This is a genomic window from Arenibaculum pallidiluteum (assembly GCF_017355985.1).
GTDB lineage: Bacteria > Pseudomonadota > Alphaproteobacteria > Azospirillales > Azospirillaceae > Arenibaculum > Arenibaculum pallidiluteum.
In genome coordinates, this window is sequence record NZ_JAFIQU010000001.1 from 348,220 (window position 1) to 365,282 (window position 17,063).

The 17,063-nt window shown below is 70.4% G+C and carries 15 protein-coding genes and 1 riboswitch; of the genes, 4 read left to right on the forward strand and 11 right to left on the reverse strand.

The genetic code is table 11. The features are described from left to right. Positions 1–2: 2 nt before the first annotated feature. Entirely contained in the window at positions 3–1,703 is a 1,701-nt protein-coding gene (locus JUB13_RS01665) for a DUF2491 family protein (protein ID WP_207476639.1), read from the reverse strand. A gap of 205 nt (positions 1,704–1,908) precedes the next feature. On the opposite strand from JUB13_RS01665, the gene JUB13_RS01670 reads away from it, so the two are divergent. Both JUB13_RS01670 and hrpB read left to right on the forward strand, forming a co-directional pair. Next, positions 1,909–2,883 (forward strand): hypothetical protein, encoded by a 975-nt coding sequence (locus JUB13_RS01670; RefSeq protein ID WP_207476641.1) that lies wholly within the window; start codon positions 1,909–1,911, stop codon positions 2,881–2,883. 31 nt (positions 2,884–2,914) lie between these two features. Next, a complete protein-coding gene (gene hrpB, locus JUB13_RS01675; RefSeq protein WP_207476643.1) occupies positions 2,915–5,398 on the forward strand; it encodes an ATP-dependent helicase HrpB in 2,484 nt (827 codons plus the stop codon). Between the two features lie 40 nt (positions 5,399–5,438). Here hrpB and JUB13_RS01680 read toward each other — a convergent pair whose 3' ends face one another. Next, positions 5,439–5,954 (reverse strand): hypothetical protein, encoded by a 516-nt coding sequence (locus JUB13_RS01680; protein ID WP_207476645.1) that lies wholly within the window; start codon positions 5,952–5,954, stop codon positions 5,439–5,441. A gap of 88 nt (positions 5,955–6,042) precedes the next feature. On the opposite strand from JUB13_RS01680, the gene JUB13_RS01685 reads away from it, so the two are divergent. Beyond that, the gene (locus tag JUB13_RS01685) at positions 6,043–7,005 is read left to right on the forward strand and encodes a helix-turn-helix transcriptional regulator (RefSeq protein WP_207476646.1); all 963 of its coding nucleotides are present in this window, start codon (positions 6,043–6,045) and stop codon (positions 7,003–7,005) included. 42 nt (positions 7,006–7,047) lie between these two features. Here JUB13_RS01685 and JUB13_RS01690 read toward each other — a convergent pair whose 3' ends face one another. From JUB13_RS01690 to JUB13_RS01710, 5 genes are all read right to left on the reverse strand, one after another. Further along, positions 7,048–8,106 carry an ABC transporter ATP-binding protein gene (locus JUB13_RS01690; RefSeq protein ID WP_207476648.1) on the reverse strand — a complete coding sequence of 353 codons (1,059 nt, stop codon included), beginning with the start codon at positions 8,104–8,106 and terminating at the stop codon, positions 7,048–7,050. A 46-nt stretch (positions 8,107–8,152) separates the two neighbouring features. Further along, positions 8,153–9,004, reverse strand: coding sequence for a carbohydrate ABC transporter permease (locus JUB13_RS01695; protein ID WP_207476650.1), 852 nt, complete (start codon positions 9,002–9,004; stop codon positions 8,153–8,155). Next, complete coding sequence (locus tag JUB13_RS01700) at positions 9,001–9,873, reverse strand: carbohydrate ABC transporter permease (protein ID WP_207476652.1); 873 nt, start codon at positions 9,871–9,873, stop codon at positions 9,001–9,003. Before JUB13_RS01700 ends, JUB13_RS01695 begins: the two co-directional genes overlap by 4 nt. Positions 9,874–9,935: 62 nt before the next feature. Continuing rightward, complete coding sequence (locus tag JUB13_RS01705; RefSeq protein WP_207476654.1) at positions 9,936–11,303, reverse strand: ABC transporter substrate-binding protein; 1,368 nt, start codon at positions 11,301–11,303, stop codon at positions 9,936–9,938. Positions 11,304–11,379: 76 nt separating this feature from the next. Further along, positions 11,380–12,057, reverse strand: a complete 678-nt coding sequence (locus JUB13_RS01710) for an RraA family protein (RefSeq protein WP_207476656.1) — start codon at positions 12,055–12,057, stop codon at positions 11,380–11,382. Between the two features lie 842 nt (positions 12,058–12,899). Between JUB13_RS01710 and JUB13_RS01715 the strand changes: the two genes are divergently transcribed. Continuing rightward, on the forward strand, positions 12,900–14,081 hold the full coding sequence (locus JUB13_RS01715; protein WP_328702839.1) for a BaiN/RdsA family NAD(P)/FAD-dependent oxidoreductase: 1,182 nt from the start codon (positions 12,900–12,902) through the stop codon (positions 14,079–14,081). Here JUB13_RS01715 and JUB13_RS01720 read toward each other — a convergent pair. The 4 genes from JUB13_RS01720 to thiO all read right to left on the reverse strand — a co-directional run bounded on the left by JUB13_RS01720 (position 14,027) and on the right by thiO (position 16,858). After that, positions 14,027–14,686, reverse strand: a complete 660-nt coding sequence (locus JUB13_RS01720; RefSeq protein WP_207476660.1) for a thiamine phosphate synthase — start codon at positions 14,684–14,686, stop codon at positions 14,027–14,029. The two genes, JUB13_RS01715 and JUB13_RS01720, sit on opposite strands and share 55 nt — an antisense overlap. Beyond that, positions 14,683–15,453 (reverse strand): thiazole synthase, encoded by a 771-nt coding sequence (gene thiG / locus JUB13_RS01725; RefSeq protein ID WP_207476662.1) that lies wholly within the window; start codon positions 15,451–15,453, stop codon positions 14,683–14,685. Before thiG ends, JUB13_RS01720 begins: the two co-directional genes overlap by 4 nt. Before the next feature lie 14 nt (positions 15,454–15,467). Then, the gene (gene thiS / locus JUB13_RS01730) at positions 15,468–15,710 is read right to left on the reverse strand and encodes a sulfur carrier protein ThiS (RefSeq protein WP_207476664.1); all 243 of its coding nucleotides are present in this window, start codon (positions 15,708–15,710) and stop codon (positions 15,468–15,470) included. After that, positions 15,707–16,858: a glycine oxidase ThiO gene (thiO, locus tag JUB13_RS01735; protein WP_211115444.1), complete on the reverse strand. Its 1,152-nt coding sequence runs from the start codon at positions 16,856–16,858 to the stop codon at positions 15,707–15,709. Before thiO ends, thiS begins: the two co-directional genes overlap by 4 nt. Further along, positions 16,849–16,961: riboswitch (TPP riboswitch) on the reverse strand. It overlaps the preceding gene by 10 nt. Between the last annotated feature and the right edge of the window lie 102 nt (positions 16,962–17,063).

Genomic DNA, 17,063 nt, shown 5'->3' on the forward strand with positions numbered 1-17,063 from the left:
AGTCAGGCGAGCGATAGCGAAGCGGGGTTCACGTCGATGCCGACCGCGATCTCGACCCAGGCCGAATCGGCCTCCTCGATCACGGTGGCCAGCAGATATTCGCTGGCGGGCGCCGGCGCCGCGGCGCCTGTCGCGGCAGCGTAGAGCATGGCCGAGAGCCGCCGGGTCCGGCTGCCCTGGTGGTCGGTGATGGTCTCCTGGAAGCCGACGGGTTCGACCCGCGCGGAACCGGGCGTCCAGATACGGTCGTAGACACGCCCGTCCTTCGTCTGGAACTGGGGCCAGCCGACCATGCCCTCCGCCCGGTCGATCCAGAACCCCCACTCGGCCTCGTCGGCCGGGTGGACCTCATCGACGACCGAGAACCAGCGGCATTCGTCCGGAGTGCCATCCGCGCCGAGATGGATCTGGAAAAAGCCCCGCCCGCCATCGAGATACAGACGATGGAGAAGGCCGGCCCCGGTCAGTGCGCCGACCGCCTCGACGCTTACCAGGCCCTGCCCGCCGCTGCCGCCGGGCGGCACCACCTTGGTCGCCGCCCCCGCAAGGACGAAAGGCGTCGGATCCAGCGTCAGCGTCATGCCGACGCGGAACAGCGATGGCGAGTAGCGCTCACCCGTGACCTTGCGGCGGAGCATCTCGGCGGCCGTGTCGAGCCTTCCCATGGAACCGGTCCCTCCTCGCCTTCGGGCCGCGGCGCGGAAGCGCCGGCCCAGGACGAACAGAATAAGCAGCCCGCCCCCGACCAGGACCGCGACGACGACGACGCTGCCCCAGCCGTCCCCCGCGCCGGTCGCCGCATCCGTGTCCGCGCCCGCGGCGGGCTCCGCCAGAGCCACCTCGCGCGGAGTGCCCGGCGGCAGGTAGTCGGGGTCGCGCGGTGTTCCCTCCAGGTCGTCGAGCCGGCGGTCGAGATCCTCCAGCCGCTGGCGCAGCGCGGGATCCTCGGCCGCCTTTCGCTCCGCCTCGGCGCGCCAGGCGGCATAGCCGGGATCGTTCTGGTGATTGTGGAACCAGTCCGCATAGCCCGGCCTGGTCAGATGGTCGAGCAGGAACCACAGGAACAGGCCGTCCCAGATCCCGAAGCGCGGTGCCGACCGCGTTGCCCAGATCGGCGGGCTCCACCCGCGCGCCCCCGACCATCCGCCCCAGGAGCCGGTTCCCACATTGCCGCGTCGGCGCGATCCCCATCCCGTGTCCCAGCCGCCGCTCGACCCCGTCCCCCAGGACCAGGAGCCGCCGGACGCGCCCCCACGACCGGTCGTGGGGGCGTTCGGCGCCGCCGGCGCGGGAGCCGGGCGCTGCGATTCCCGGTACCGGTCCAGCGCCTCTCCCGAGGAGCGGCGCGAGACCGAGCGGTCGCCGGACCCCAAGGCCGGCGGTTCGCTCCTCGGCACCGACAGGCCCGGCGAGGTCGGCCGCGAGTAGCCGCCGCTGGAGGCTGGCGGCCGGCTCGGGACGCTGAACGAGGGCGTGCGCACCGAAGGCCTGGAATAGCCTCCGGACGACGGCCGGGAATACCCGCCCGAGCGTATCCGGGCCCGAGCTTCGGCCCGCTCCGCGCCGAATGCGGCTGCGGCCGCGGCAAGCATCGCGGCTGGCGCGGCCACGCGCAGGGCGGCGCCAGCCGGCAGCGGTGCCGGGGCGGGGAATGCGATCATCAGGGCCATCAGGCCGGCTCGGATCCGGCTGGAAAGCGTCATGGCGGGTCCCGGTCTCGGGGAGACCACTCTGGCTGCACCCCCTCTCCGAGGCAATATCTCGCGGTGCCGTGCTGCAGGCCGGCGACGGGCCCGTTGGGATTACGCCCTCACAGCGTTTCCCCCGTGCGGGGACCGGCGCCTAACCTCCCCGGCCGGGTCGGGACGAACAAGGGCAGACCGGGGCAGTCCAAGGCGGAGGGATCGCATGATGGCAACGGCCCGGAGGCTGGGACCCGCCGCGGCGGCGGCCCTCGCCCTGCTCCTGGTGCTCGCCCTGCCGTTTTCTGGTTTACCCGGCCCCGCCGCGGGCGATGGCCTGCTCGGACGCGCCGTTGCCGCCAACCGCGAGGTCCTGGCCCGCGCCGCTGCGGCCTTTGCGGCGACCAAGGCAATCGACGCGACGCTGGCCGTTGTCGCCAGTGCGGAGGTCTCCGGCACGGTGCCGCTCGTCGGCGGCGTCGGAGCATCGGTGGCGCCCGGCAGCGCCCTGCGGCCGGTCGCCGACCTGGTGCGCAGCTTCGGCAGCGTGATGCTGGCGGTCGCGTCCGCCGCCGCGGCCATCGAGATCCTGCTGCGCATTGGGGCCGCGCTGGGGACGCCGGTCCTGCTGCCGGTCGGCTTGGCACTGCTAGTGGCGGCGGCGCTGCTCGGCCTCGTTCCCGGCGGCGGTGCGCCGCGGATCGGCGCGGCGGCGCGCCGCCTCGGCCGCGCGCTGGCGGTAGGCGGCCTCGCGCTCGGCTTCTTCATGCCCGCAGCCGTGCTCGGGGCTTCCGAGATCTCGCGATCGCTGATCGAGCCCGACTGGCGGCTCGCCGCGCAGGGCCTGTCGGCTTGGGAGGCCAGGACCGGACAGGCGCCGGCGGAGGCGCCCGCCCGCGGCACCTCGCTGCTGGACCGGTTGGCCGAGATGCGCGACATCGTCTCCCGCAACCTGGAGCGGGTCGATGTCGCCGGCCTGCTCTCGGGGCTGCAGGACCTGTTCCACGACCTCGTCCTGCTGATCGCCGCCTTCGCGCTGCGCGCCATGATCCTGCCCTCTCTGCTACTCTGGGCCATGCTGCGCGCGCTGCGGCTGCTGATCGGGCCGCCGGCGCCCGCAGGGGCCGTTGCGGTGGCGACGACCGTGGCGGAGCCAGCATCCGCGACGGGCGCCGGCCACTCCCCGCCGCAGGAGCCTTGATCGCCCGGCGCTGCCGGGCCATAGAGCGGCCATGTCCGCCTTCGACGCGCCGCTGCCCATCGACCCCGTCCTGCCCGAGATCCGGCGCATCCTTCGCGACGGCACCGCCGGCGTTCTCCAGGCGCCGCCCGGCGCCGGCAAGACGACCCGGGTCCCGCTGGCCCTGCTGGACGAGCCCTGGGCCGAAGGCCGGAAGATCGTGATGCTAGAGCCGCGGCGGCTCGCCGCCCGGGCATCGGCGCGCCGCATGGCGGCGAGCCTCGGCGAGCCGGTCGGGGAGACGGTGGGCTACCGCGTGCGGCTGGACAGCCGCGTGGGCCCCCGCACCCGGATCGAGGTCGTGACCGAGGGCTTGTTCATTCGACGCCTCCAGGCGGATCCCGGGCTCGACGGAGTCGCCGCCGTGCTGCTCGACGAGTTCCACGAACGCAACCTGGACGCCGACCTGGCCCTCGCCCTCTGCCTGGAGGCGCAGGGCGCGCTGCGCGACGACCTGCGCCTGCTCGCAATGTCGGCCACGCTCGACGGTGCCGCCGTCTCGGGGCTGCTGGATGGCGCCCCGGTCGTCACCAGCGAGGGCCGGAGCTTTCCGGTCGAAGTCAGGCACGTCGATCCCGGCCAGCGGCGGACCGAGGACACCGTCGCCGACGCCGTGCTGCGTGCATTGCGCGAGGAGCCCGGGAACGTGCTGGTCTTCCTGCCGGGCACGGCCGAGATCCGGCGCGTCCAGGTCCGGCTGGACGAGACCGGGCTCGGCCCCGATGTGCTGGTCACGCCGCTCTACGGCGATCTGCCGCCCGAGCAGCAAGACCGGGCCATCGGCCCGACGCCCCCGGACCGGCGCAAGGTCGTGCTGGCGACGAACATCGCCGAGACGTCGCTGACCATCGAGGGAATCCGCGTGGTGGTGGACAGCGGCCTCGCCCGCGTGTCGCGCTTCGATCCCGGCAGCGGCATGGCGAAGCTGGAGACCGTGCGCATCAGCCAGGCCTCGGCCGAGCAGAGACGCGGCCGCGCCGGACGGCTGGAGCCAGGCATCTGCTACCGCCTGTGGAGCGAGGCGGCGCACCGCGCCCTGCCCGCCCACGGCACGCCCGAGATCGTGGCCGCCGACCTGGCGCCGCTGGCGCTGGAGCTGGCCCAGTGGGGCGTCGCGGATCCGCTGGCGCTGCGCTGGATGGATGCGCCGCCGCCGGCCCATTACGCCCAGGCGACGGCCCTGCTGGCCGACCTCGGCGCGCTGGATGAGGCCGGGCGGATCACCGGCCACGGCCGGGCCATGGCGGAGCTCGGCATGCATCCGCGCCTCGCCCACATGGTCCTGGCAGGCAGGGAGCGCGGCCTCGGCGGGCTGGCCTGCGAGCTGGCTGCGCTTCTCTCGGAGCGGGACGTGCTGCGCGGCCGGCGCGACGCCGATCTTCGCCTGCGCGTCGAGATGCTGCGCGAGGGCGGCGCCCCAGGGCCGCTCCATGCGATCCGGCAGCAGGCGCGCCAGTGGCAGCGCCAGCTCGGCATCCGGGCAGAGGACGGGCGCCCCGCGGATGCCGGCATTCTGGTGGCGCTAGCCTATCCCGACCGCATCGGGCAGCGCCGTCCCGGCGGCGAGCCCTCCTACCGCCTGTCCAACGGCCGCGGCGCGTTCTTCGCCGAGCATGACGCGCTGGCGGCCGAGCCGTTCCTGGCCGTGGCGGATCTCGACGGAGACCGGCGCAACGCCCGTATCAGGCTTGCCGCGCCGGTGACCCAGGCCGAGTTGGAGGCCCTGTTCGAGGACCACCTGCGCGAGGAGGCGTTCGTGTCCTGGGACCCGCGCGACGCGGCGGTGCAGGCGCGCCGGCAGCGGCGCCTCTTCGCCCTGGTGCTGGAGGACAGGCCGCTGGCCGACCCGCCGCGCGACAAGGTCGCGCAGGCGGTCTGCGACGGAATCCGGCAGATCGGGCTGCACGCCCTGCCCTGGACCAAGGAGGCCGAGCAGTTCCGGGCCCGGGTCGCCTTCCTGCGCCGGGTCGAGGGCGAGGAGGCCGGCTGGCCCGACCTCTCGGACGCGGCGCTGCTTGAAGGGCTGGAGACGTGGCTGGCGCCCCATCTCGGCAGCGTCACCCGCCGGGCCCATCTGGACCGCCTGGACCTCGCGCAGGCTCTGCGCGCGACGCTGGACTGGACCCTGCAGCGGCGGCTCGACGAGCTGGCGCCGACCCATGTGAGCGTGCCCAGCGGATCGCGCATCCCCATCGACTATGCCTCGGGCGAGATCCCCGTGCTGGCGGTGCGCCTCCAGGAGATGTTCGGCCTTGCGGAGACGCCCGCCGTCGCGCGCGGCCGCGTGCCGCTGCTTCTGCACCTGCTGTCCCCGGCCCACCGGCCAGTGCAGGTGACACGCGACCTCGCGGGCTTCTGGGCGAGCTCCTACAAGGCCGTGAAGGCCGACATGAAGGGGCAGTACCCCAAGCACCACTGGCCCGACGACCCCATGTCCGCCGCGCCGACCGCGCGGGCCAAGCGGCGCGGGACCTGACGCCGCTCCCGACCTGGGCATACGGGATGCGCCCCCGGCGTCAGGCCCGGATGAACTCCATCACCCAGTTGGTCTCCCAGTTCGCCCCACCGTCCGGCGAGAAGGCCTGCTCCCACCGGGCCGTGGTGTCGGTTATGTCGGACCAGATGAACCGGACCCGGATCGGGCGGCCCTCCAATCGGTCGTCGCCGTAGAAGACGCCGCGCCCGTCGGCAAAGCCGCCGATGACGGGCGGGTCGAGCGCATCTGGCCGCCGCGCGTCGATCCACCAGATCGACCATCGGTCCGCGCGCGCGTCGAAGAGCCGGACGGACAGCGCCGAATAGGCGCCGTCAGGCAGGCCGATCTGGTTCTCGTCCATGTTTCCCATGCCGCCGAGGATCTTTCGGGCTGAGGTTGTCCCGTCGAATTCGGCCCAGTCGGTGCACCCCGCCAGCCGGTGCTTCAGACGCCGGTGGCGGACCTTCCAGTCCCCGATCAGGAAATCGAAGCCGGCAACGCTCGACATGGCCGGACGCGAACCGGCCGCGGAGTGGACGTTGTGGTGATCACTCATGGCACCCTCCGATATGGCTGAACCGAGGGGAGCATGCGCCGCATCAACTGACGGGGAATGTCAGCTGAAATCGGATAGATTGCGATTCATGCGATCAAGCCGCCTTCTCTCGATCCTGCTTACGTTGCAGGCACGCGGACAGGCCACGGCCGCGGAGCTTGCAGCCGGGCTCGAAGTGTCCGTGCGCACGGTCTACCGCGACATCGATGCGCTCAGCGCCGCGGGCATACCCGTCTATGCGGAGAAGGGCCACGGCGGCGGCTTCAGGCTTCTGGACGGGTACCGCACGCGGCTGACCGGCCTTACCGCGCGCGAGGCCGAGGCGCTGTTCCTGGCAGGACTTCCGGGCCCCGCGGCGGATCTGGGGCTTTCCGAGGCGACGGCGCAGATGCGATTGAAGCTGCTGGCTGCCCTGCCGGAGACGTCCCGGGCGGACGCCGAGCGGGTCGGGGAACGCTTCCATCTCGATCCCGTCGGCTGGTTCCAGGGACCCGAGCAGATCGCGCTTCTGCCGACGCTCGCCCTGGCCGTCTGGACCGCGCGGAAGGTGTGGATCCGCTACGAGAGCTGGAAGGGGATCGTGGAGCGCGAGGCCGGGCCGCTCGGCCTCGTTCTCAAGGCGGGCCTCTGGTATCTCGTCGCGGAGGCTGGCGCGCAGGTGCGGACCTACAGGGTTTCGAGCATACGCGAGCTCACCGTCACGCAGGTGCCGTTCGAACGCCCCGCGGATTTCGACCTGCGCGGCCATTGGGACCGCTTTGCGCGCGACTACGAGGCGCGGATGCAGGCGGGCCGGGCGACGGTGCGAGCATCGCCGTCGGCATTGCATCGGCTCGGGCGCGTGAACCGGGCGCTGGCGGATGCCGTCCGGCAAGCAGGGCCGCCCGATCCCGATGGATGGCGGACGGTGGAAATCCCCGTGGAATCCGTCGAGATCGCCGTGCGCGAGTTGCTGGGCCTCGGCGACACTGTCGAGGTCCTCGCACCGCCCGAGCTGCGCCAGGCCCTTGCCACCGCCGTCGCCGCCCTGGCACGGCTTTACCGCGTGTAGCCGCGCTGACGGTCCGCGGCACCATGCTGTGCCGGAGCCGCCCTAATGAACGAGGCGCCGCTCCGTCTCGGCGTCGAACAGATGGACGAGGGCTGGATTGGGGGCGATGCGGATCGTCTCGCCGGGCTGCGGCAGGATGCGGCTGCGGAACAGGCATCCCAGCTGCGCGGCGCCGTTCCGGACCATGATCAGCGTTTCCGATCCGGTGGGCTCCACCACCAGCACCTCGACCGGGACGCCATCGTCGCGGAGCTCGATATGCTCGGGCCGCACGCCATAGAGCGCGCGCCGGCCGATCCACCCGGCGGGAACACGCTCAATGGGCAGCTTCAGGCCGCCTTCGGTACGGAAGCCGTCGGCCTCGACCTGGCCGGCCAGCAGGTTCATGGCCGGCGAGCCGATGAAGCCCGCGACGAAGATGTTGTCGGGCTGGTCATAGAGCTCCAGCGGTGCTCCCATCTGCTCGACGACCCCGTCCCGCATGACCACGATCCTGTCGGCCATCGTCATGGCTTCGACTTGGTCGTGGGTGACGTAGATGGTCGTGGTGCCCAGACGCTGGTGCAGCTCCTTGATCTCCGCGCGCATGGCGACCCGCAGCTTCGCGTCGAGGTTCGAGAGCGGCTCGTCGAATAGGAAGACCTGCGGATCCCTCACGATCGCTCGGCCCATGGCGACCCGCTGACGCTGCCCGCCCGAGAGTTCGCGGGGGTGGCGGTCGAGCAGCGCACTTAACCCCAGGATCTCGGCCGCGCGCTTTACCCTCGTGTCGATCTCCGCCTGGCGCGCCCTGCGCAGACGCATGGAGAAGGCCATGTTCTCGGCGACGGTCATGTGGGGGTAGAGCGCGTAGTTCTGGAACACCATGGCGATGTCGCGCTCCTTCGGCGGCATGTCGTTGACCACCCTCGTGCCGATCCGGATCTCGCCGCGCGTGATGTCCTCGAGACCGGCAACCATCCGAAGCAGGGTCGACTTCCCGCATCCCGACGGCCCCACCAGGATGACGAACTCGCCGTCCTGGATGCCGATGCTGACCCCGTGCAGCACCTCCAGCCGTCCGAAGCTCTTGCGGACTTCCCTGATCTCGACCTCGGCCATGTCCCCTCCTGTCGTGGCCGCGCCAAAGGCGGCGGGCTGCTCCCGTTCAGCTCTTGACCGCGCCGGCCGTCAGGCCGGCGACCATGTAGCGCCTGAAGGCGTAGTAGATGGCCGCCGGCGGCAACGCGTAGATGAAGCCGGTCGTCATCAGGAGCTCCCAGGGTGAGTCGTCGGCCGCCAGGAAGTTGCCGAGCGCCACGGGCAGGGTGATGTCGGTGTCGCGCGAGAGCAGCAGGAATGCGTAGAGATACTCGTTCCATGCCAGCAGCAGCGCGTAGGTCCCCACCGCGACCAGCGACGGCATCATCAGGGGCAGATAGACCAGCCGGAAAAGCTGCATGGGCGAGGCGCCGTCCACGATGGCCGCCTCGTCGAGCTCGTAGGGCAGCTTGTCCGAGGCCTGCTTCAGCACCCAGATCGCATAGGGCGAGGCGACGGTGACCATCGCCAGGATCAGGGCCCAGCGGCTGTTGAGAAGGCCGTAGAGTCCCATCGTGCGATACATCGGCACGGCCAGGAATGCGGCCGGGATGAAATAGGTGAAAAGCGCCAGGTTCATGACCAGACGGCCGCCCCGCGCGCGGAGACGGCTGATCGCAAAGGCGGCCGTCGTGGCGATGAACAGCGTGATCACACCGGTCGCGACCGCGATCAGGATCGAATTCCCGAGCTGCTGCCAAAAATGGGTGAGGAAATAATGCTGCTGGCTCAGCACGATCTCGAAGTTGCGCAGCGTCGGTTCTTCCGGCCAGAGATTGCCCGAGAACGCCGACTGCTTCGGCGAGATCGCGAACAGGAACAGGTGATAGATCGGCAGCAGCGTCCAAAGAAGGACGGGGATGCCGATCAGAAGCAGCTTCGCCTCGTTGGCGACGGCCTGAAGACGTCTTCTCGTCATCGCGAAAGCCGTTTCATCATGAAGTACACGAGCGGCAGCACGATCGGCATGGCCGAGACGATCGTCGCCATCGACAGGTTGACGGCGTCCAGCCGGAGATAGCGGATGCCGAGCGTCGCCAGCACATGGGTGAGATCCGCGGGGCCGCCACCCGTGAGCAGGTAGACGCTGTTGAAGTCGCCAAGCGTCCAGATCATCGAGAGCAGAAGGCAGGTGATGTAGAGCGTGCTCATGGACGGCCAGGTGATGAAGCGGAACTGCTGGATCCTGCCGGCCCCGTCCACCGCGGCCGCCTCGTAGAGGTCGCGCGAGATTGCCAGCCGCCCCGAGACGAGGACCAGCGTCCAGAACGGAAGCGACTTCCAGATGTGCACCAGGATCGCGAAGGTCAGGCCGAGGCTGGGGTCGTTGAGCCAGTTCGGCCCGTCCTCGGCGGTCAGCCTGAATATCAGCTGATTGACGAGCCCCCATTCGGGATTCAGCATGAAACGGAGCGACAGGATCGTCGGGATCGAGGGCACGGCCCAGGGCAGGATGAACAGGACCGACAGCCATCGGATCCACAACCGCTCATGGACGAAGAAGCCCGACAGCAGCAGGGCAATCATCATCTTGAGGTTCACGCCGACCAGGATGAAGACCAGCGTGTTGAAGACCGCCCGGACGAAGATCGGATCCTCGAACAGCGCGACATAGGCCTGCGGATCCCGCGCCAGCCAGAAGCCGTAGGCGACGGGATAGATCACGAAGAGCAGAAAGACCAGGACATAGGGCACCAGGAGCGCCACGCCCCAGACCTCCCACGCGGACCAGCGTCGGCGGACGCGCTTCGTCGCAAGATCTGCCTCGTAGACGGCGATATCGTTCATGGGCGGCGCCCTGCTGGGAGGACGGCCGGCCGCGCAGGCGCGGCCGGCCAGGGCCAACGGGATCAGCCCGCGACGGTCTTGATGCGGGCGATCATCTCGTCGACGGCCTTGTCGACGGGAACCTTCTCGTTGAGGACCCGATTGGCCGCCTTCGCCCAGACGTTCTCGTTGTTGAGAATGGTGAACTTGTAGTTCTTCGTGAACTCGAAGGGCACGGTGCCGTCGGCGTACTGGTTGTACACGGCGGTCCGGTGGGGATCCTCCCTCCAGAACGGGCGCTCCTGCGCCGCCTTCGTCACGGGGAACCACCGGCCCAGCGCACCCTCGACATAGGGCGTGAGATTGTCCTCCTCGAGCAGGAAGCGAACGAACTCCTTGGCCCGCGCCTTGTTCCTGGCGCCGGAGAAGACCACGCCCGTCTTGACCGCGGTGCGGTAGACCATCTTGCTGCCGTCGGGCTTGTGCGGGAAGCCCGCAGTCCGGATCAGCTGGGTGTAGTTCCTCTTCGCATCGGCGCGCTGCTCGGCGGACAGGGTCTCGTTGTTCATGTCGTCGAGCCATTTGGCCGCGATCGAGATCGTCGCGTTGTGGGTCAGCAGCGTCGTCCTGTTGTGGAAGGCGACGTTGTTGTCGGGGTCCTTCCAGCTCGTCGCCGAGGGCGGGACGCAGCCCTTCGAATAGACGTCCGTATAGGCCTTGAGCGCGCCGACCAGTCCGGCCTTGACGGCCGGATCGTCGACCAGAAGCCTGCCTTCGTCGTCGACGAGGCGGACATTGTAGGCATCGGCAAAGGTCAGGAAGGAATAGAAGGCGTCGCTGGAATCGACGCCCAGCGGCTGCCCGATTGCATAGGCCCGGGCGCCCGCCGCCTTGCGATAGGCTGGCTGTACCTTCTCGCACCAGAACGCCCAGTAGTCGTTCCATGCGGTCGGGATGTCGGCCTCCTTGAAGCCCGCCTTCTCCAGCATGTCGGACCAGTACTGGATATGCATGGTCTGCTGCTTCAGCGGAAACGCGTAATAGGCGCGCCTCTTGTCGACATCGTTGTAGAGATAGGTCGTCTCCACCGTGTTCTTCGCGAACCGATCCTTGATGGGATCGATGACGTCGCTGAGGTCCTCGAGGCGCCCCTCGAAGGCCCATTTCCCGGTGACCTGGAAGTCGTAGACATCCGCATAGGCGACGTCGGGCGGGCTCCCGGAATCGAGGGCGGCCACGGTCTTCGGGATCATGTCCTGGACGGGATACTGGGAGAGCTCGACCTTGACACCGGTCTTCTGCTCGAACTTCCTGACGGCGGCGAAGAGGGCTTCGTCCTCCGACTTGTAGAAGCCCTTGACCCAGAAGACGTTCAGCGTCTCCTGGGCGCTGGCGTGGCCCGCTCCGACGAGCAGGCCGGCAACCACGGCGCTACCGACCACTGCCCTCATGGGTTCCTCCCTCCGTTATCTGTCTTATGTTGGCTTGCCGCACCGCGCTTCGGCACAGTCGCGGGCATCCCGGCGCCTACATGATGCCGGTTCTGTCGAAGACCTCCTTCGTGCTCTGGCCCTGCTCGATCATCTGGCGGACGGCCTCCTCGCCTTCGACCTTCTTCAAGGCCAGGGCGACGACGTCCTCCAGATCCTCCTGCGGGATGACGAGAACCCCATCGACATCGCCGACGACGACGTCGCCTGGACGCACGCGGGCGCCATTCGGGAATTCGATGGTGCAGCGGAAATCGACGACGCGGCCCCTCAGCCGCTGGTCCTGTGCGTAGGATCCTTCCGAGAAGACCGGAAAGCCCAGCCGCAGGATGCCCTTCGTGTCCCGGTGGAAGCCGCCCACGACGGCGCCCGCGGCGCCGAGGGTCCGCGCGCGCGTGCTCATCAGCTCGCCCCAGAGGGCGTATCGGCGCGAGCTGCCGGTGCAGATGTAGACTTCGTCCGGCTTCAGGTCATCAAGGGCCTGAAACATGAGACCGAACGCCTCGGCACGACCGGAATGCCCGACGACCTCGCCGCAGCAATCCGCCTCCAGGACCGGCATCGCGCGGCCGACCACCAGGGTTTCCGGAGTAAGGCCGCGGATCTCGGGCGGCAGGAACTGACGCGTCAGTCCCCGCGCATCCATCTGATCGCCGATGACGGCCGTGAAGAGCCGCGTCCGGATCAGCTCGAAAATTCCAGCGTCCTTGGTCATGCGGTCGATCTTCTCTGCAGCCCTGCGAGCAGAAGTCGGCAGGCGTAAGCGAAACGAGCACCAGATCCGCACACTGCTTGATCCCAGCAGAATAAACTCTAAGGCACATCGAGGGCTCAGCAAAAGGATTCCGCAGCCATTCTCCATGGTTGCAGGATTCTGCTCCACATACCCTAAAATAAAGGTCGCGCTAAATGCGCAGACAATCAAACCGGAATCTGGTGCGCGCCCCTGGGATCGTCATTGGGTACCTCGAGGGCGGAAGATCCTTTGCCTCCATACCCTTGGCGCAGAGGTTCCGAAGCCAGGCCCGAAGGGGTCCGGTAGCGCCAGCAAGCTCTCGACGAGCTTGGCGTCTCGACGAGCCTGGTGTCCTTCGGGATCGTTTAGGCTCAGGCGCTGCTCGATGACGGAGACCTGGGTCTCGACCTTCGGTCAGGCAATAAGGAAGCCCGGCGCAGTCGCGCAGACCTCGCACAGCACGGCACGCCGCTTACACGCGCTGGTCAGTCGGTTCCGACGCGGCGCGTCAGCTTCCTTTGCAGCCGCGGGCACGGACATGGCCCGGCGCCGCCGCGCCGCTGGATTCCGGCGCATGGCACGCGGCTTGCTGACGGAAGCTCCGCCGGGCCCAGGCAGCGGTTCCGGCGGGCCGGCGGCGCGCGGGGCCGCCGTGGCCGCTTCCGGAAAGGGCATCCGTGCCGCCGACGCCGTCGCCCTCCTCGGCGCGGCGGGGCGCCTTTCCGGAAGCGGCATCCTCCCGGCATGGACGCAGACCCGGCGGATGTGCAAGATGCGCGCCCGCCTCCCCCTCCCGCCTTCCCCTGCCGGCGTTGAGCCCAGTGAGCCCAGAGAATTTCGACGTGATCGTGATCGGCGCCGGCGCCGCCGGGCTGATGTGCGCAGCAGAGGCCGGAAGGCGCGGTCGCCGGACGCTCGTGCTGGACCATGCCGACGAGCCCGGCCGCAAGATCCTGATCTCGGGCGGTGGCAGGTGCAACTTCACCAACCTGCACGCGGTGCCGGACCGCTTTGTCTCGGCCAACAGGCACTTCGCGATCTCGGCCCTGCGCCGGTACACCCAGCACGATTTCGTGGAGCTCGTGCGCCGGCACCGCATCGCGTTTCACGAGAAGAAGCTGGGGCAGCTCTTCTGCGATGGATCCGCCCGCGAGATCGTCGCCCTGCTGATGCGGGAATGCGCCGACGCGAAGGTGAGCTTCCGCCTGTCGACGCGCGTCGAGAGCATCGGCCGCGGGGACCGGTTCGAGCTGCACAGCACGGCGGGGCGCCTGCTGGCCGAGAGCGTCGTCGTCGCGACCGGCGGGCTGTCCGTCCCCAAGCTCGGCGCCACCGGCTTCGGCCATGAGGTGGCGCGCCGCTTCGGAATGCCGCTGGTGCCGACCCGACCCGGGCTCGTGCCCTTCACCTTCGCGCCGGAAGATCCCCGCAACTTCCGGGACCTCACCGGGGTGGCCTGCGACGTGCGGATCCGCTGCGGCGACACCAGCTTCGACGAGGCGCTGCTCTTCACCCATCGCGGAATAAGCGGCCCTGCCGTCCTGCAGATCTCGTCCTACTGGTCGGAGGGGCAGAACGTCGAGATCGACTTCGCGCCAAGCATCGACCTCGCGGCGCGGCTGCGCGACGCGGCGGCGGAGCGGCCCAAGGCCGAGGTGAAGACCCTGCTGGGCGACATGCTGCCCCGGCGCCTGGCCCAGCGGCTGCTGGACCCCGCCCTGGCGGCACGTCCTGCGGGCCAGGCCGGCGCGCGGACCTGGGACGCCATCGCCCGAGACGTGAAGGGCTGGGCCGTGATGCCGGCCGGAACCGAGGGCTACCGCACCGCCGAGGTGACGGTGGGCGGCGTCGACACGGACGCGCTGTCCTCCAGGACCATGGAGGCGAAGGCGGTGCCCGGGCTCTATTTCGTCGGCGAGGCGGTGGACGTGACGGGCTGGCTCGGCGGCTACAACTTCCAATGGGCCTGGTCGTCGGGCTGGGCGGCCGGCCAGGCCGCCTGATCCAGTGCCGCGAGCAGCACCCGCACCGCGGCGCCGGGATCCGGCGCCCGCATCACGCCGCCCATGACCGCGATGCCGGCGGCGCCTGCGGCGAGGCAGGCACCTGCATTCCCGGCATCGATTCCGCCGATCGCGACCACCGGCAGGCCGAGCCCCGTCGCGGCGGCAAGGCCGGCGGGCCCCAGGGTCGGGCCATAGCCGGGCTTGCTCGCCGTCGGGAACGCGGGGCCCAGCAGCACATAGTCCGCGCCCGCCCGCGCGGCCGCCACGGCTTCCGCCCGGTCGTGGACGGACACGCCGACCAGGGCCCCGGGGCCGAGGACGCGCCGCGCCATCGCCAGGTCCTCGCCGGTGCGCAGGTGGACGGCGTCGAGCCCGGCCGCGACGGCGGCCTCGGGTGGTCCGAAGAGCACCATCCGGGCTCCCGCCGCACGCGCCAGAGCGCCGAGGCGGCCCGCCAGTTCGGTAAGCTCCGCGGCCGGCAGGTCGCGCTCGCGGATCCCCATCCAGCGGCATCCAGCGTCCAGACACGCGGCCGCGACGGCATCGAGCGGGCGGGATGCCTGCCGCCGGTCCGTCACGACCAGCAGCGGCGACGGGATCACGTGCCGATCAGGCCGAGCTGCGGGCTCGACGGCTCCGCGCGGTCCAACCGCGGAATCCGGCCGGCCCGGCGGGCGAGGCGCCCCGCCTCCACGCCCAGCCGCATGGCCCTGGCCATGGCGGGGGGATCGTCCGCCTTGGCCACCGCCGTGTTCAGGAGCACCGCCGAGCAGCCGAGCTCCATTGCAAGCGCGGCGTCCGATGCCGTCCCGATCCCGGCATCCAGGATCACCGGCACGCCGATGCGCGCGCAGATATGCTCGATCGCCCGCGGATTGCAGATGCCGAGGCCGGATCCGATGGGCGAGCCCAGCGGCATCACCGCCGCCGCGCCGGCATCGGCGAGCTTGCGGCAGGTGACGGGGTCGTCGTTGCAGTAGGGCAGGACCTTGAAGCCCTCGGCCACCAGCTCCTCGGTCGCGCGCAGGAGCTGCTCGACATCGGGGTGCAGCGTCTCGGCGTCGCCGATCACCTCCAGCTTCACCCAATCGGTCTGCAGCGCCTCGCGCGCGAGGCGCGCGGTCAGCACGGCCTCCCGCGCGGTCTGGCAGCCCGCGGTGTTGGGCAGCAGAACGTAGCGTCCACCCATCAGGTCGAGCATGCTCTCGGCATATCCGTCGAGGCTGATGCGGCGGATCGAAACCGTCACGACCTCGGCCCCGCTGGCCTCCAGCGCAGCCATCATCACTTGCCGGTTCGGGTAGCCCGAGCTGCCGATCAGCAGCCGCGAGCCGAACTGCCGCCCGGCGATCTCGAAAACGTCCTCCACGGATCCTTCCTCCTTCAGCCGCCCTGGAACGGGCGGACGATCTCGATCTCGGCTCCCGGCGCAAGGCGGGTGCCAGCCCAGTCCGCCGCGGGCACCACCGTCCCGTCCAGCGCCACGGCGACACCGCGCGCGCCGGGCACGATGCCGCGCGCTGCCAGCAGCTCGCCCAGCGTGCCGGCGGCCAGGGGCTCGTCCACGCCGTTCACGCGGATGGTGGCAGGGGCGGCGCCCGCATTGGAATCCGCGGCAAGGGTCATCGCGTCCTCGAGAAACGGTCGATCCCGAAAGGTGCCATGGCGGGGTCGACCTCCCCGGTCAGGACGTGTCGCGCCACCAGCTCGGCTGTCGCCGGGGTGAGCAGGATGCCGTTGCGGTGATGACCCGTCGCCATTACCAGGCCCGCGATGCCGCCGGGCCCGAGGATCGGCGCATCGTCTCGCGACCCCGGACGGAAGCCGACCCAGGTCTCCTCGACCGGCAGCTCCTCGATGCCCGGCACGGCGCGCCAGGCGCTCTCCAGCAGCGAGAGGAGCCCTCCGGCCGTCAGGTTCTCGTCGAAGCCGCGCTCCTCGACCGTCGCCCCGATCAGGAGCCTGCCGTCGCGCCGCGGGATCAGGTAGGCGCCGGGGGTCCAGAGCACGTGGCGCAGCAGCGGCTCCCCGGACGGCATGCGCAGCGCCAGCATCTGGCCCTTCACGGGGCGCACGGGCGGGCGCAGCCCGTCCGGCAGGCCGCCGAGACCCCGGGACCAGGCGCCCGCCGCCACGACGACCGTGTCGGCCTCGTGTAGCCCGTCACCGATCCGCAGGCCCAGCACGCGGCCATCCGTGGTCGCGATCCCCTCCACCGCGACGTGCTCGTGCAGGCGGCCGCCTGCCGCCTGGTAGGCACGCGCGAGCGCGGCGCCGACCTTCCGGTTCTCCACCTGGTGGTCGTCCGGGCAGTGCAGCGCCCCAGACACCCGCGGCGACAGGTAGGGCTCGATCCGCCGGACCTCGCCACCCGGCAACCAGCGCGTCCCGATGCCGAGGCGCTGCTGCAGCTCGGCCGTGCGCCGCAGCTTGCCCAGGTCGTCGGCGGTCAGGGCAATCACCAGCGTGCCCTCGCGCCGCAGCTCCACGTCGATGCCGGATGCCGCCTCCAGCTCGGCGGCGAAATCGGCCCACATGGCCTGGCTGCGCCGGCACAGCGCGACCAGCGCGTCCTCCGCAGGCTCGACCTCGGCGGCGGCAGCCAGCATTCCGCCGGCGGCGCGGGTCGCGCCCTGCCCTGCGGCGCCGCGGTCGAAGATGTCGACCGAGCATCCGGCCGCGGCGAGGCGCCAGCCGATGGAAAGGCCTATGGCGCCGGCGCCGACGATGGCAACGCGCCGCGACGGGCTGGATTTGAGGTGACCGAACGACAAGACGGGCTCCCTTCGCTGGCATGACCCAGGCAGGTTCGATGGGTGTGATCTCAGCCCGTACCCGAGGACGCTTCCCCGGACGCGGGCACCCCAGCCATGTTTCCCGGGCTCGGGCCCGGGACACGCTATTTGTAGCACGCCAAGGCGGCACGCAAGCCCCAGTTCGCGTAGCCGACCGGACCGCCCTGCCCGCTGCCGCCGCGGG

Bases quoted from the DNA above. Each gene is read 5' to 3' on its own strand.
- JUB13_RS01665 (WP_207476639.1), bottom strand. From the start codon at position 1,703: ATGACGCTTTCCAGCCGGATCCGAGCCGGCCTGATGGCCCTGATGATC.
- JUB13_RS01670 (WP_207476641.1), top strand. From the start codon at position 1,909: ATGATGGCAACGGCCCGGAGGCTGGGACCCGCCGCGGCGGCGGCCCTC.
- hrpB (WP_207476643.1), top strand. From the start codon at position 2,915: ATGTCCGCCTTCGACGCGCCGCTGCCCATCGACCCCGTCCTGCCCGAG.
- JUB13_RS01680 (WP_207476645.1), bottom strand. From the start codon at position 5,954: ATGAGTGATCACCACAACGTCCACTCCGCGGCCGGTTCGCGTCCGGCC.
- JUB13_RS01685 (WP_207476646.1), top strand. From the start codon at position 6,043: ATGCGATCAAGCCGCCTTCTCTCGATCCTGCTTACGTTGCAGGCACGC.
- JUB13_RS01690 (WP_207476648.1), bottom strand. From the start codon at position 8,106: ATGGCCGAGGTCGAGATCAGGGAAGTCCGCAAGAGCTTCGGACGGCTG.
- JUB13_RS01695 (WP_207476650.1), bottom strand. From the start codon at position 9,004: ATGACGAGAAGACGTCTTCAGGCCGTCGCCAACGAGGCGAAGCTGCTT.
- JUB13_RS01700 (WP_207476652.1), bottom strand. From the start codon at position 9,873: ATGAACGATATCGCCGTCTACGAGGCAGATCTTGCGACGAAGCGCGTC.
- JUB13_RS01705 (WP_207476654.1), bottom strand. From the start codon at position 11,303: ATGAGGGCAGTGGTCGGTAGCGCCGTGGTTGCCGGCCTGCTCGTCGGA.
- JUB13_RS01710 (WP_207476656.1), bottom strand. From the start codon at position 12,057: ATGACCAAGGACGCTGGAATTTTCGAGCTGATCCGGACGCGGCTCTTC.
- thiS (WP_207476664.1), bottom strand. From the start codon at position 15,710: ATGACCCTTGCCGCGGATTCCAATGCGGGCGCCGCCCCTGCCACCATC.